Source organism: Cellulomonas sp. URHE0023 (assembly GCF_000688475.1).
Taxonomy (GTDB): domain Bacteria; phylum Actinomycetota; class Actinomycetes; order Actinomycetales; family Cellulomonadaceae; genus Cellulomonas.
In genome coordinates, this window is sequence record NZ_JIAN01000006.1 from 194933 (window position 1) to 209014 (window position 14082).

A 14082-nucleotide genomic window follows, 5' to 3' on the forward strand; every position below is an offset into this window, starting at 1 on the left:
ATCGCCGACGTCGGCGAGCAGACGTCGTGCGCCGGTGCCCGCCAGGCCGACGGTGCGGGTGAAACCTGGACATATGTCCAAAGAATTTCACGCAGACTACTGACGTGGCGTCGATCTTCACTTACAGTGGGGAAAGTCAGCGACACGGCAAACCCGCCGCAAGGCGGGGACGCAAAGCCACGGGACCTCAACGGTCAGCCGGGCTACCGAACAGACAGGACGTCAGATGGACCAGCGCGGATACCCCGTCGAGCCCTCCGAGGCCACGACCGCTCGTGCACTTCCCGAGAGCCGCCTCCAGGCCTGGAGCGCCATGGCCGCTCGGGCCCAGGCAATCGCCCTCGTCCCCTCCCAGGTCGGCGGCCTCGCCGCCTGAGGCGCACGCCTTCCGACGGACTAGCGGACGCCCGCTACCGACGGACGCGATGATGGGGTCGTGCAGAGACCCGGGCCAGGCGTGACCCCCGTTCCTCAGGTGATGGTCCGGCGGCTCGGCGTGCGTGACGCCGTCGTCGTCGGCATGTCCGCCATGATCGGCGCCGGGATCTTCTCGGCGTTCGCGCCGGCGGCCGCCGCAGCCGGCTCGGGGATGCTGATCGGGCTCGCGGTCGCCGCCGTCGTCGCGTACTGCAACGCGACGTCGTCGGCACGCCTGGCCGCGGTGTACCCGACCTCAGGCGGCACGTACGTCTACGCGCGCCACCGGCTCGGCGAGCTGTGGGCCGGCCAGGCCGGCTGGGCCTTCATCGTCGGCAAGACGGCGAGCTGTGCGGCCATGGCGCTCACCGTCGGGTCGTACGTCGCGCCGGACCACGTGCGGCTCGTCGCAGTCCTCGCGGTCGTCATGCTGACCGTCCTGGGCTGGGCGGGCGTGCAGCGGACGACCCAGCTGAGTGCCGTGATCGTGCTGGTGTCGCTCGCCGCGCTCCTGGTGGTCGTCCTGGCGTCCTTCCGCGGCGGCACGGCGGCCGCCGCCAACCTGCAGCCGTTCCCGGGCTCCGACGCCCGGGGCGTCCTCCAGTCGGCGGGTCTGCTCTTCTTCGCCTTCGCGGGCTACGCGCGCATCGCCACCCTCGGCGAGGAGGTCCGCGAACCCACCAGGACGATCCCGCGCGCCATCGCGACCGCGCTGCTCGTGGTCCTCGTCGTGTACGCGGTCGTGGCCGTGAGCTCACTGCTCGCGATCGGAGCACACGGCCTCGCCGCCACCTCCGCACCCCTGCAGGCGGTCGTGGAGGCCGGGTCGTGGGCCGCCTGGGCCCCGGCGGTCCGGATCGGCGCCGCGGCAGCGAGTCTCGGTGCGTTGCTGGCGCTCCTGCTCGGCGTGTCGCGGACGGTCGTCGCCGTCGCGCGCGACCGACCGCCGATCGCGCGCCTTGCCCGGCTCGACGCACGGTCCAGCACCCCTCGAACGGCCGAGGTGACGGTCGCGGCCCTGGTCCTCGTCCTCGTCGCGACGCTCGACCTGCGAGGGGCGATCGGCTTCTCCTCGTTCGGAGTGCTCGTCTACTACGCGATAGCGAACGCGTCGGCGCTGACCCTGCGACGCGACGAAGGGCGCCCACCCCGGGTTCTGCCGGTCGTCGGGCTGGTGGGCTGCCTGGTGCTGGTGTGCACCCTGCCGATCGGCGCGGTGCTGGCCGGGCTCGTGGTCGTGGTCCTGGCAACGCTCGAGTGGGCCGTCCACCGCCTGCGCTGACACGGCGACGGCACCCGCGCCTGCGAGACCCTCACGCGCGGCCCGTCGCGAGCCGAGGTCGCGTGCGGACGGCATGACCAGGCATCGCGAGCCGGATCGTCACCGCGGACCCGTATATTTCGGGCCATGAACATCGTCGCGGGCGCGATCATCGTCATCGTCGTCACCGCTCTCACCTGCAGCGCGATGCTCTTCGTGCGCCGCCGCGCACCCCACGGCAGCTTCTTCACCGACGGCGACCGGGCGTCCGGCGTGTTCGGCGTGCTGGCAACCGGGTTCTCGGTGCTCCTCGGCTTCATCATCTTCCTGGCGTTCGACTCCTACGACCAGGCACGCTCAGGTGCGGAGACCGAGGCGACCGTGGTCGCGCAGCAGCTCGAGACCGCCCAGTTCTTCCCGGCCGACACGGCCCACGAGCTCAGCGGCGAGCTCGTCTGCTACGGACGGTCGGTGGTCCGCACGGAGTGGCCCGCGATGGCGGACGGCACCCTCGGGGACACGGTCAACCCGTGGGGCGTCGAGATGTTCCACACGCTCAACGACTTCACGCCCGAGAGCGACACCGTGCAGTCCGCGTACGACCGCTGGATGGACCAGACCGCCTCCCGCGAGCAGGCCCGTGTCGACCGCGTGCACGGGGCCGAGGGGCTGATCCCCTTCCCGCTGTGGCTCGTGCTCTACGTCATCTCGGGCGTCATCTTCGCGTACATGCTCTTCTTCGCCGACCGCGGAGAGATGGCCCGCACGCAGATGATGCTCATGGGCAGCGTGACCGTCGTCATCACGCTGCTCCTCCTGCTCCTCACGTTCTTCGACCACCCTCACGGTGGCGGGCTCGGCAAGCTGGAACCCACGGCGATGAGCCGGAACCTGCGGATCATGAACGAGGAGCTCGCCTCGATCGGCCTCGACCTGTCGCTCCCTTGCGACGAGGCGGGCCGGCCTTCCTGACGGCTCGATGGTCGCGGTGTCACCGACCGGAATCGATGGACCTAGTATCAAGGCGCGGGTGCCGGATCTGTCCGGTTCCTGCCCGTGCCGGCCGGACGCCGTCATGAAACTCCCCGGATCTGGAGACCCTCGACATGAACGCATCAGCTTCGTTCGGCAACGGCGACGTCCTCCTGTGGATGCTCGAGTTCTTCCTCTTCGTGATCTGGTTCTGGCTCCTGATCTCGATCTTCTCGGACCTGTTCCGGGACAAGGAGACGGGCGGCGGCGTCAAGGCCCTGTGGACGTTCTTCGTGATCGTGCTGCCGTTCCTCGGCATCCTGCTGTACCTGATCTTCCGCGGCCGCGGCATGGCTGAGCGTTCGGTGGCACAGGCCGCGGCTCTCCAGGAGCAGTTCAACGCGCAGATCCGCACCGCGGCTGCGACCGGGGAGTCGCCCGCCGACCAGATCACCAAGGCGAAGGCACTGCTCGACAGCGGAGCGATCGACCAGGCCGAGTTCGAGCAGCTCAAGGCCGCGGCCCTGGCCTGAACCGCCCGGCGAGCCGGCTGAGGACCCGCCGACGGACGCACGCGCGCCCCGTCTGACGTGATCTCGGTCGGCTCGCCTCGCCGGCAGCCGAACCTCCCGCCCCCGGACACATGCCGCCCGTCGTGTCACCGCGTGGTGCGTCGGACGCCGCGCGTCGGCTCGGCAGTCGATGGATCCTCCGGCCACGCATGCTTGGGGTAACGGCCCCGCAGCTCCGCTCGGACCTGTGGGTACCCCGTCCGCCAGAACGACCCGAGATCGGCGGTGACCGCCGCCGGCCGCCCCGCGGGCGACAGCAGGTGCAGCAGCACCGGGACGCGACCGCCCGCGAGGCGAGGTGCGTCACGCCACCCGAAGGTCTCCTGCAGCCGCACAGCAAGCACGGGCTGGTCACCCTCGTAGTCGACCCGCACGCTCGACCCGCTCGGCACCGTCAGACGCTCCGGAGCGAGCACGTCCAGGGCTGCCGCATCGGGCCAGGGCAGGAGCCGACGCAGTGCCGAGGTGACGTCGATCGTCCGTGGGTCTTGTGCGGCTCGGGCCAGATCGGGCCCGAGCCAGGTGTCGAGCGACGCGAGCAAGGCGTCGTCGCCCACGTCGGGCCACGGTGCACCGAGCGCCCGGTGCAGGAAGGCGAGCCGCCGACGCAGAGCGCGGGCACCCTCCGTCCAGCGCAGCACCTCGATGCCCTCGCTCCGGAGACCCCCCCTCACCGCGCTCATCACGAGCGTGGCGTCCGGATCGGCGACACGCTTGGACGTGAGCTCGATCGCACCGAGCGCTCGGACCCTGCGCGCGACCACCCGGCCGGACTGCCAGGTGACGTGCTCGTCCTCCCTCACCAGGGCCGGTGCGGCCTCGATCGCCAGGTCCAGGTCGAACGGTGCCGCTGACCTGATCGTCGCGTCGCGCCGCGCGAGGCCGCGATCCGCCTCGGCGACGGCCAGCCAGGCGAACCCGGTCAGCGCAGACCCCGCAGGAAGCGTCGCGCCCGTGCCCGACGCCATCAGGTAGGAACCGCCGTCCGCCCGCAGCCGTGCAATGCGGTCCGGGTACGCGAGCGCGACGACGAACGCCGCAGCCAGGTCGTCGGTCAACGGTTGCGTCCCGGCCCGCACCGCGGCTGCGCGGTCAGGCAACGAGGCCAGCAGCCGTTCGGTCTGCGACCTCCAGCGTTCGCCGTCGGGTCCACCACGCCGCACACCGCGCAGGGCAGCAACCAGGTCACCACCCGGCGACCGCACGTCCTCGGTGAGCAGCGCGACCACCTCGGCGGCGCGACGCGCGCCCAGCACCTGCGCCCCGTCGAGCAGGGCCCGCGCGAGGCGGGGATCTGTCGGCAGCGCCGCGACGGCCCGACCCCGTGGGGTGACGGTTCCGTCCTGCCCGACCGCACCCAGCTCTCGCAGGGTCTCGACGGCGACCTCCAGGGCCGCGGCGGGCGGTCGGTCCAGGAGCGCGAGGTCGGTCCCTCGGGGGCTCCCCCAGCATGCGAGCTCGAGAGCGAAAGCCGTCAGGTCCGCGGTCCGGATCTCCGGCTCCGGATGCGCCTGGAGCCGCGCGTCGTCGGCCTGGGACCAGCACCTGTAGACCGCACCTGGCCCTTCCCGACCCGCGCGTCCTGCGCGCTGCTCGGCAGCAGCCTTGCTCACGCTCACGGTCACCAACCCGGCCAGGCCACGGCGGTGGTCCGTCCGCGGCTGCCGCGAGAACCCGGCGTCGACCACCACGCGGACCCCGGGGACGGTGAGGGAGGACTCCGCGACGGCGGTCGACACCACCACCCGACGCCGTGGCCCGGGTGCGAGCGCAAGGTCCTGGTCCGCTGCGCGGAGCCTGCCGTGCAGGGGCCGCACGTCGACGTCGAGGCCCGCGAGCCTACGGACGACGCCCCCGATCTCGGGGGCGCCCGGCAGGAAGACGAGCAGGTCCCCGGAGCGTTCGTCGAGGGCCCGTCGAACGGTCGAGGCGACGTGGTCCAGGAACCCAGGCGTCACACCTCGCTCGTCGGTGCGCGCCACGCGTGCCGGCGGCGGGCACCAGAGCGTCTCGACCGGGTGCAACGCGCCCTCGACCGCGACGACGGGCGCGCCGCCCAGGACGTCCGCCGTCCGGTTCGCCTCGACGGTCGCCGACATGGCGACCACGACGAGGTCGTCCCGAAGGTGCGCACGGACGTCGACCAGCAGTGCGAGTGCGAGGTCGCCGTCGAGGTGCCGCTCATGCACCTCGTCGAGGACGATCCCGCCCACACCGACCAGCTCGGCGTCGCGCTGGAGCCGCCGCAGCAGGACGCCCGTCGTGACGACCTCGATCCGGGTCGCGTCGCTCGTGCGGCTCTCTCCACGGACGGTGTAGCCGATCGTCCGCCCGAGAGGCTCACCGAGCAGGTGGGCGAGCCGGCGCGCTGCCGCCCGCGCAGCGATCCGGCGAGGCTGCGTCACGACGACGCGGCCGGCGACGGCCGAGGCCACTGCGGGCGGGACGAGGGTGGTCTTCCCGGTTCCGGGGGGTGCCTGCACGACGAGGACGCCGTGCATCGTCACGGCTGCGACCACCTCGGCGACCGCCGACCGGACCGGAAGGTCAGGCGGGTCGGCCAGCAGTCTCGCAAGCGGTTCGACGTCCACGGATGGAGTCTGCCGTGGTGCACGGTCCCGTGCGGACACCCTCAACCTGACGAGGGTCGACCCGGATCACGCTCGTGCACGGGCACGTCCCTCGCCTCGGGAGGCTCCGGAAGGTCGGACTGGGCACGGTTCTCCGCCGCCGTGAGCGCGTAGTCCTCTGGTACCGCGATCGCCGTGCGCTGACGAGCCGCCGACGTAGCGGACCGGTACTGGGCGCTCGCGGCCCACCAGCAGACGAGCACGAGCCCGCCACCGGCGACTGCGTCGAGGAGCCAGTGGTTCGCCGTGAGGACGACGACGGCCGTGGTCGTCGCGACGTATCCGAACGCGACGACCTTGAGCCACCGTCGGCGGGTCAGACATGCGAGCACCAGGCTCACCCAGAATGCCCAGCCGACGTGCATGGACGGCATCGCCGCGACCTGGTTGGTCACCGCGCTGGCGTTCTGCGTCTGCTCCGCGGCCGACGGCCACCAGCCGTACTGCGAGGTGGCGGCCACCGTGTCGATGTAGCCACCGGTCAGCCGGGGCGGCGCCGTCGGGTAGAACATGTACCCGAGGAGCGCGATGAAGGTCGCCGCGAACAGTGCCGTGCGCGCCGGTCGGTACAGCGTCGGCCGGCGGATGTAGAGCACGACCAGGACGGTCCAGGTGACGATGAAGTGCATCGTCGCGTACCAGTACGCCGAGAAGACGGCCAGCGGTGTGATCGGCGTGATCGCGTGGTTGATCTGGTGCTCGACGTCGATGTGCAGGAACCGCTCGACCTCGAGGATGTCCAGCGCGTGGTGCCTCGCCGCGCCCCAGTCTCCACCGACGACGAAGCGGGTGGCGCTGTACGCCGCGTAGAGCACGATGACGAGCGCGATCTCGCGCAGAGCTGCGCGTCTCGCGAAATTACCTTCGGCGTCTCGTCCCACCATCGGGAATGAGGCTAGCGGACGCCTACGACATGAATTTGTCGGTCGTGCTCAACCCAGCCGTGTGACATATGTCAGGAGCAGTTCTCCTCAAGGTCGCGCGCGCGCCGCTCGCGGTCCCGCAATGGTCGCGAACGGGACGAACCGCCGCCGATGCGGCCCTGCCCGAGGCGCTCCGTCGCCAGAGCCACCGACGCGCTCGTGCGGGTCCGGTCACGGCGTGCTCGCGGCCTCCGGGACCCTGTCGCGCGCGGACTCCACCGGCAGCAGCGCCGCGCCCACCAGGAAGCAGACAGCACCCACGAACGTGCCCAGGTTCACGAGCGCGAGGTTGGCCAGCTCACCGGTCGAGCGCACGTACCGCGCGCCGACCGCGGACGCCCCGAACGCGATCGAGCCGATCAGGTTGAGCGCGCTGATCCGCCACCCGGTCGAACGGTCCGAGCGCGGCAGGATCCCGCGGTTCACCTCCGAGTAGGCGAACCAGCTCGCGACGAGGAATGCGACCGACCCGAGCACGTCGGGCGCCCAGATCAGGTGCCGCTCCTGCGCCAACGTCAGGTCGCTGCGGGTGGCAGCGAACGTGGTGACGTTGAAGAACACCGTCCCGACGAGCTGGACGAACGCCGCCCAGAAGTCGAGCCGCCGCGGCTTCCAGCCGATCATCCGACGCAGCGGGCCCCTTGTCTGCCTGTCCACGAAGATGCCCTCGGGCGCCGCGACGGCCTCGCGGTACTGGAGGTATCCGGCGCTCGTGAAGAACACCGAACCGATGAAGAACGTCCACGCGACGGCCGGTGCGGCGACGTTGTCGACGTAGACGGGCAGCGAGCCCAGCGCGAAGCAGATCGACCCGACCGCGAACAGGCTGCCGATCCACCAGCTCAGCGCGGTCGGACGACCGACCCACGTCCGGGCCGGGTCCAGGATGCGGTCCTCGACGAGCCCGAGCCCTTTGCGGTGCCGGCGAGAGCTCCAGTGCACGCGGGACCCGTCGGGGCGTTCGAGCACGGCGCCCGTCACGAACGACGCCGGGCCGGAGGTCTCGACGACCGCCCATCCCTCGGGCAGGTCGGGAATGGTCGTGCTGACGGTCATCTCGCCAGGCCGGTGCGGGCCTTGCTCTTGGCGGCGGCGTGCGCGGGCGACGTCCACACGTCGGGCTTGCGGCCCTGCTTGTGCGTCGGCTGCTCCGCCTCGAGTGCGTCGTAGGCCAGGAACAGGTCCTTCAGCAGCTGCTCGACCATCAGCCGGCTGAGGTCGAGCCGGACGACGACCCGCATCAGGTGCGTCTCCTCAGCGTCGGGCGGCAGGCTGTAGGCAGGGACGATCCAGCCGTCCTCACGCAACCGGGAGGACAGGTGGTAGACGTCGAAGCCCGGGTCGCCCTTGAGCGTGAACGTGACCACAGGCTCGGCGAGGCCCGGGTTGAGGATCTCGAACTTGCCGCTGGCGACGAGGCTCTCGTTGAGGAACCGCGCGTTGGCCAGCATGGTCTCGACGATCGACGTGTAGCCCGAGCGACCGAGCCGCACGAAGTTGTACAGCTGCGCCTGGATCATGGCTGAGCCACGCGAGAAGTTGAACGTGAACGTCGGCTGCGCGCCGCCCAGATAGTTCACGCTGAAGACAAGGTCCTCGGGGAGCTTGGAGCCGTCCCGGAAGATCAGCCAGCCCACCCCCGGGTACACGAGCCCGTACTTGTGCCCTGAGGCGTTGATGGAGGCCACCTGCTCGAGCCGGAAGTCGAACTTGAACTCAGGTTCGGCGAACGGCGCGATGAACGCGCCACTGGCCCCGTCGACGTGCAGCGGGACGTCCCAGCCCTTCTCCCTCTTGATCCGGACGAGGAGGTCGTTGATCTCCTCGATCGGGTCCGACTCCCCGATATGGGTCGTGCCGAGGACGGCGCCCACCGCGATCGTGTTCTCGTCGACCAGCGGTTCGACGTCGTCGGCGCTGATCACGAACCGGTCCTTCTTCATCGGGATCTTGCGCATCTCGACGTCGAAGTAGTTCGCGAACTTGTCCCAGACCACGTGCGTCTCGGCGCCGAACACGACGTTCGGCCGGTCGGTCGGCAGACCCGCTGCGGCTCGCCGGTTGCGCCACGTGCGCTTGTGGGCCAGGAGGCCGAGCATGATCGCCTCGGACGAGCCGATCGTGGCGACGCCCACGACCTTGGCGTTGTCCGGCGCGTGGAACAGGTCGCCGAGCATGTGCACCGCGGCCTCCTCCACGAGCGACGCGGCCGGGTACTCCTCGTGGTCGATGTGGTTCTTGCGGAGCGAGTCGTGGATCAGCTTCTCGGCCTGCGGTTCCATCCACGTGGTCACGAACGACGCGAGGTTCAGCGTCTCCCGCCCGTCGAGCATGAGCCCCGTGTGCAGCAGCTCGTACGCCTCGTCCGGGTCGACGCCGTGCTCCGGGAACGTGCCCCGGTCGATGTGGTCCCGAAAGCTGGGCCGGCCGTGGATCGGGCCGTACACGTCGGGCTTGTCCGTCACGGGTGCTCCTCGGGTCCATCGCGGGTGCTCGGGCCGGCAGTCCGCGGAGAGATGTGCAGTAGCTGCGCTCCCGAACGTAGCAGCCGGACATGTACATCTGTCCCGGTCTGTACCGATTGGCGGCGGTCGGACGACGCCCGTTCCGCGGCGCCGTGACCACCCCGTCGGTGCTCGTCGTCGGCGCCGGAGAGCCGCACGGGCCTGCCGGTAGACTGGGCACTCCCCGCGCCCGGCTCTCGTGCTCACCTCTGCTCGTCGGCCACGACTCGACGACCCGCTAGGACACGCACGATGACGACCTTGACCAACGCGCCCACGGCCGACACCAGCCCAGACTCGGTCGACGCAGCAGACCTCCAGACCTTCCTGCGAGTCGCCGAGCTGATCAGCGCGCTTCCGTCCGACCACCCGCACCTGGCGCTGGCTCGACGCGCCACGTCTGCGCTGTTCAAGGCCGCGAAGAAGCAACGGCGGGCCGAGAAGCGCGAGGCCATCAGCTCGGCAGACCGCGCCGTCATCGCGGCGACCGCCACCGGCAGCCCCGGCCGGATCGACGACGAGACGAACGGCATCCCGCTCGTCTCGGCCGCACAGGGCGCGACCGCCGGCACGCTCCTGAAGGCGCGGCCGTGCTACATCTGCAAGGAGCCGTACGTCGACGTCGACGCGTTCTACCACCAGCTGTGCCCCGCGTGCGCGCTGCTCAACCACGCGAAGCGGGACGCCCGCACCGATCTGACCGGCAAGCGCGCACTGCTCACCGGTGGCCGCGCCAAGATCGGCATGTACATCGCCCTGCGCCTGCTGCGTGACGGTGCGACCACCACGATCACCACGCGCTTCCCGCGCGACGCCGCACGCCGCTTCGCCGCGATGCCGGACAGCGCCGACTGGCTCGACCGGCTGAGCATCGTCGGGATCGACCTGCGCGACCCGGCACAGGTCGTCGCGCTCGCCGACGAGGTCGCGTCGCAGGGTCCGCTCGACATCCTCATCAACAACGCCGCGCAGACCGTGCGCCGGTCGCCCGGTGCGTACTCGCACCTGGCCGATGCCGAGCTGGAGCCGCTGCCGGACCGTCCGCTCCCGCCGATCACGACCTTCGGACGCACCAGCAGCGCCCATCCGCACGCCCTGGCCGGCTCGGTCACGGAGCTGACCAGCATCGCACCCGGTGCCGGTGCCGGTGTCGCAGAGCTCGCACTGACCGCGGAGGCCGCGTCCCTGACCCGCCTCGTGGCCGGCACGGCCATCGACGCGGGCGGCCTCGTGCCGGACACGGCCGAGTCGAACAGCTGGGTGCACACCGTCGACCAGGTGGACCCCATGGAGCTGCTCGAGGTCCAGCTGTGCAACCAGACGGCGCCCTTCATCCTGGTCAGCCGGTTGCGGCACGTCATGCGCCGGCCGGCCGGTCGCTCGTACGTGGTGAACGTGTCCGCGATGGAAGGTGTCTTCTCGCGCGGGTACAAGGGCCCCGGGCACCCGCACACCAACATGGCGAAGGCCGCGCTCAACATGCTGACGCGTACGAGCGCCAACGAGCTCGCGCTGGACGGCATCCTCATGACGAGCGTGGACACCGGGTGGATCACCGACGAGCGCCCGCACCCGACCAAGATCCGCTTGGCGGAGGAGGGCTTCCATGCCCCCCTCGACCTCGTCGACGGCGCCGCCCGCGTGTACGACCCGATCGTCCGGGGCGAGTCCGGCGAGGACCTGTACGGCTGCTTCCTGAAGGACTACGTCCGCTCGGCATGGTGAGACCGGTCACATCGAGCCGCTCGTGAGGTCTGCCGGGAGGCGCCCCGCTCGCTGAGTTGCCACGATCGGCGCATGCACCGTGAGATGAGCGCTCACCTGGTCCTCGACGTCACGTCGCCCGCGACGCTCGCGTTCGAGGTGGCCACCTCCACGCAGCTCGCAGCGACCGAGGCGCTGACCGTCTCCATCGACGGGTCGTTCGTCCAGCCGCGCGAGGTCCTCGACCACCACGGGACGCGCCTGCACGTGCTCGAGGCCGACGTCGGCAGGCTGCTCCTCGACTACACCGCGACCGTCGACGGGCGCGCTGAGCCGGCACCGACCGAGGACTCCGACCTGCTGCGCTACCTGCGGCCGAGCCGCTACTGCGAGTCCGACTCCCTGGGTCCGACCGCGCGCGCCGAGTTCGCCGGCCTGGAGGGCTACGACCTGCTCGCAGGGGTCAGCTCCTGGGTCGGATCGCGGCTCGACTACGTGCCGGGGTCAAGCCTGCCCACCGACGGCGCCGTCCGCACCCTGCTCGCCCGCCAGGGGGTCTGCCGCGACTACGCACATCTCGTCGTCGCCCTGCTGCGCGCGCTGGACGTCCCCGCGCGGCTCGTCTCCGTCTACGCGCCCGGGCTCCAGCCGATGGACTTCCACGCCGTCGCCGAGGCCTACCTGGACGGGCAGTGGTACGTGGTGGACGCGACGACGCTCGCACCGCGGTCCACGCTCGTGCGGATCGCGACCGGCCGCGACGCCTCGGACACGGCGTTCCTGAACGTCCACCACGGTGTCGCCAACCTGCTCGAGGTCGAGGTCACTGCCGTCGCGGCCGAGCTGCCGGACGACGACGTCCGCGACCTCGTCGTCATCGGCTGAACCTCACGGAGCGGCACCCCGCTCGCTGCTAGCCTCCGAAGCGTGAGCGCCGAGGACTCCTCCCCCGAAGATCCCGCCGGCGATGCCGTGCACACCGGGCCGAGGTGGGCCGCTCGGCGCAACGAGCCGGACCGGTTCGCGCTCGTCCTGACCCTCCTGGTCACGGCGTACGTGCTCTCCGCGCTGGGTCGCGAGCAGTGGGTCCTCGTCATCGTGGCGGTCCTCTACGTCGCCGCGCTGTTCGTGGCCATCCGTTCGTCACGCGTCGAGGGCCGTGCACGGATCATCGTCCGTGCCATCCCCGCCGCGGCGGCCGTGGTCAGCGTCGTGGCGTTCGCCGTGCTGCCCCGCAAGGACGCCTACGGCGTTCTCAACGCAGCGGTCGCGTCCATCCTCCTCGTCGCACTGATCGTGATCCTCGACCGGATCCTGCGCCGCTCGGCCATCACGTTGCAGTCGATCTTCGGTGCGCTGAGCGCGTACCTGCTCATCGGCATGATCTTCACCGCCGTGTTCGGCGTGCTCGCCTGGCTCGGCCCGGACCCGTTCTTCGCGGGTGGCCAGGAAGTCAGCCAACGCGCGTTGCAGTACTTCTCGTACACGACCCTGACCACCCTGGGCTACGGCGACTTCACGGCGGCGCAGTTCCCCGGCCGGAACATGGCCACGTTCGAGGCGCTCGTCGGACAGATCTTCCTGGCGACGCTGGTGGCGCGCCTGGTGGCCTCGTACACGGTCACGCCCCGCCGATCGAGGCTCGGCGCCACGCACGACCCCGCCGTCGGGCGGGCTCCGGACGCGTCGACCGACTAAGCCGTGATCCCCGAGGTCGACGCGACGACGTCCCCGATCTTGCGGGACATCGCCTCGTAGAACATCGACAGCGGGAACTCGTCGTCGAGCACAGCGTCCGTCAGACCCTTGGGCGGTCCGTCCAACGGCAGGTCGCGCACCGCCCAGGCGGATGCGGGGTGCGGCGCGAGCGTCCCTGAGACGAGCTCGTACGCGGCGAGCCAGTGCGCGGTCTTCGGCCGGTCGATCGAGCGCCAGTAGAGCTGCTCGATCTGCTCGGCGAGCGCGATCACGGCCTCGGGGACCTCGGGCCAGTCGATGGTCAGCCGCGAGTCCGTCCAGTGCAGGACGTGGTGCTGGTGCAGCCAGGCGAAGAGCAGCTGACCACCCAGCCCGTCGTAGTTGCGCACGCGGGTGCCCGTGACCGGGAAGCGGAAGATGCGGTCGAACACGATCGCGTACTGCACGAGGCGTGCGTGCGGCACACCGTCCGCTTCGAGCCTCACCGCGGCACGGAAGGCGGTCAGGTCGCAGCGCAGCTCCTCGAGCGAGTAGAGGAAGAACGGCATCCGCTGCTTGATCATGAACGGGTCGAACGGCAGGTCGCCGCGCATGTGCGTGCGGTCGTGGATCAGGTCCCACAGGACGAACGTCTCCTCGGCGAGGTGCTGGTCGTCGAGCAGCCGTTCGGCGTCGGGCGGGAGCGCCAGCCGCGTGGTGTCGGACGCCGTGCGCACCACGCGACGGAACCGCGCAGCCTCGCGGTCGGCGAAGATCGCTCCCCACGTGAACGCTGGCACCTCGCGCACCGCCACCGTCTCCGGGAAGAGCACCGCGGAGTTGGTGTCGTACCCCGGTGTGAAGTCCAGGAACGTGACCGGCACGAAGAGGGCGTTGCTGAACTGCGTCGACTCGAGCTCCGCCACGAGGTCGGGCCAGCGCACGCGCAGCAGGACCGCCTCGACCCGCCGGTCCGTGCTGCCGTTCTGCGTGTACATCGGGAACACGACCAGGTGGACCAGCCCGTCGACGCGCTGCGTCTCGGGACGGAACGCGACCAGCGAGTCGAGGAAGTCCGGTACCTCGAACCCGCCGTCGGCCCACCGCTGGATGTCCTTGCCGACAGCCGTGAGGTACTCCTCGTCGTGCGGGAGAGCAAGGGCCAGCGCCATCACGGACACATCGATCGCGGCGACGAGCTCGCGGGCCCGGTCGTGCAGCGCCACGTCGGCGATCGACCCGTCCTTCGCCTGCAGGCGCTGCAGCTCGGAGACGTCAGCCTTCAGTCGTTGCCAGGCCGGGTCGTCGACGAGCGGGTGCCGGGTGGCCGCTCCCGCAGCCGTCCGAGGCGCGGCCCAGCACACGGAGTTCAGGAGCAGCTCAGGTGAGCCGACGAGAGGGTCGACTCCGAGCACCAGCACC

The 14082-nt window shown here is 70.8% G+C and carries 12 protein-coding genes and 1 riboswitch; of the genes, 7 read left to right on the plus strand and 5 right to left on the minus strand.

Annotation, left to right across the window (positions count from 1 at the left end):
- Positions 1 to 136 precede the first annotated feature (136 nt).
- Positions 137 to 211: riboswitch (cyclic di-GMP riboswitch) on the plus strand.
- A gap of 15 nt (positions 212 to 226) precedes the next feature.
- The 4 genes from N553_RS25065 to N553_RS0110220 all read left to right on the plus strand — a co-directional run bounded on the left by N553_RS25065 (position 227) and on the right by N553_RS0110220 (position 3183).
- The gene (locus N553_RS25065) at positions 227 to 376 is read left to right on the plus strand and encodes a hypothetical protein (RefSeq protein ID WP_156043799.1); all 150 of its coding nucleotides are present in this window, start codon (positions 227 to 229) and stop codon (positions 374 to 376) included.
- Between the two features lie 81 nt (positions 377 to 457).
- Positions 458 to 1699: an amino acid permease gene (locus N553_RS0110210; protein WP_034621739.1), complete on the plus strand. Its 1242-nt coding sequence runs from the start codon at positions 458 to 460 to the stop codon at positions 1697 to 1699.
- A 126-nt stretch (positions 1700 to 1825) separates the two neighbouring features.
- The gene (locus N553_RS0110215; protein WP_028046431.1) at positions 1826 to 2650 is read left to right on the plus strand and encodes a DUF4239 domain-containing protein; all 825 of its coding nucleotides are present in this window, start codon (positions 1826 to 1828) and stop codon (positions 2648 to 2650) included.
- Between the two features lie 134 nt (positions 2651 to 2784).
- Positions 2785 to 3183 (plus strand): SHOCT domain-containing protein, encoded by a 399-nt coding sequence (locus N553_RS0110220; RefSeq protein ID WP_028046432.1) that lies wholly within the window; start codon positions 2785 to 2787, stop codon positions 3181 to 3183.
- Between the two features lie 125 nt (positions 3184 to 3308).
- On the opposite strand, the gene hrpB is transcribed toward N553_RS0110220, so the two are convergent.
- From hrpB to N553_RS22180, 4 genes are all read right to left on the minus strand, one after another.
- The gene (gene hrpB, locus N553_RS0110225) at positions 3309 to 5813 is read right to left on the minus strand and encodes an ATP-dependent helicase HrpB (RefSeq protein ID WP_197030009.1); all 2505 of its coding nucleotides are present in this window, start codon (positions 5811 to 5813) and stop codon (positions 3309 to 3311) included.
- 41 nt (positions 5814 to 5854) lie between these two features.
- Positions 5855 to 6736, minus strand: coding sequence for a phosphatase PAP2 family protein (locus tag N553_RS22170; protein ID WP_051640063.1), 882 nt, complete (start codon positions 6734 to 6736; stop codon positions 5855 to 5857).
- 210 nt (positions 6737 to 6946) lie between these two features.
- A complete protein-coding gene (locus N553_RS22175) occupies positions 6947 to 7831 on the minus strand; it encodes a YrhK family protein (protein WP_156043800.1) in 885 nt (294 codons plus the stop codon).
- Positions 7828 to 9240: a glutamate decarboxylase gene (locus tag N553_RS22180; protein WP_081844503.1), complete on the minus strand. Its 1413-nt coding sequence runs from the start codon at positions 9238 to 9240 to the stop codon at positions 7828 to 7830. Before N553_RS22180 ends, N553_RS22175 begins: the two co-directional genes overlap by 4 nt.
- Positions 9241 to 9531: 291 nt before the next feature.
- Between N553_RS22180 and N553_RS0110245 the strand changes: the two genes are divergently transcribed.
- The 3 genes from N553_RS0110245 to N553_RS22185 all read left to right on the plus strand — a co-directional run bounded on the left by N553_RS0110245 (position 9532) and on the right by N553_RS22185 (position 12681).
- Positions 9532 to 11004, plus strand: coding sequence for an SDR family oxidoreductase (locus N553_RS0110245; RefSeq protein WP_028046434.1), 1473 nt, complete (start codon positions 9532 to 9534; stop codon positions 11002 to 11004).
- A 72-nt stretch (positions 11005 to 11076) separates the two neighbouring features.
- Positions 11077 to 11868, plus strand: a complete 792-nt coding sequence (locus N553_RS0110250) for a transglutaminase family protein (RefSeq protein ID WP_028046435.1) — start codon at positions 11077 to 11079, stop codon at positions 11866 to 11868.
- Positions 11869 to 11910: 42 nt separating this feature from the next.
- Positions 11911 to 12681, plus strand: a complete 771-nt coding sequence (locus tag N553_RS22185) for a potassium channel family protein (protein ID WP_156043802.1) — start codon at positions 11911 to 11913, stop codon at positions 12679 to 12681.
- On the opposite strand, the gene N553_RS0110260 is transcribed toward N553_RS22185, so the two are convergent.
- Positions 12678 to 14024 (minus strand): DUF6421 family protein, encoded by a 1347-nt coding sequence (locus N553_RS0110260; RefSeq protein WP_051640148.1) that lies wholly within the window; start codon positions 14022 to 14024, stop codon positions 12678 to 12680. The genes N553_RS22185 and N553_RS0110260 overlap by 4 nt on opposite strands.
- Between the last annotated feature and the right edge of the window lie 58 nt (positions 14025 to 14082).

What these genes read in the sequence shown, in the direction of transcription:
- N553_RS0110215 (WP_028046431.1), top strand. Translation starts at nt 1,826, where the DNA reads ATGAACATCGTCGCGGGCGCGATCATCGTCATCGTCGTCACCGCTCTC.
- N553_RS0110245 (WP_028046434.1), top strand. Translation starts at nt 9,532, where the DNA reads ATGACGACCTTGACCAACGCGCCCACGGCCGACACCAGCCCAGACTCG.
- N553_RS22175 (WP_156043800.1), bottom strand. Translation starts at nt 7,831, where the DNA reads ATGACCGTCAGCACGACCATTCCCGACCTGCCCGAGGGATGGGCGGTC.
- N553_RS22170 (WP_051640063.1), bottom strand. Translation starts at nt 6,736, where the DNA reads ATGGTGGGACGAGACGCCGAAGGTAATTTCGCGAGACGCGCAGCTCTG.
- N553_RS0110220 (WP_028046432.1), top strand. Translation starts at nt 2,785, where the DNA reads ATGAACGCATCAGCTTCGTTCGGCAACGGCGACGTCCTCCTGTGGATG.
- N553_RS25065 (WP_156043799.1), top strand. Translation starts at nt 227, where the DNA reads ATGGACCAGCGCGGATACCCCGTCGAGCCCTCCGAGGCCACGACCGCT.
- N553_RS0110250 (WP_028046435.1), top strand. Translation starts at nt 11,077, where the DNA reads ATGCACCGTGAGATGAGCGCTCACCTGGTCCTCGACGTCACGTCGCCC.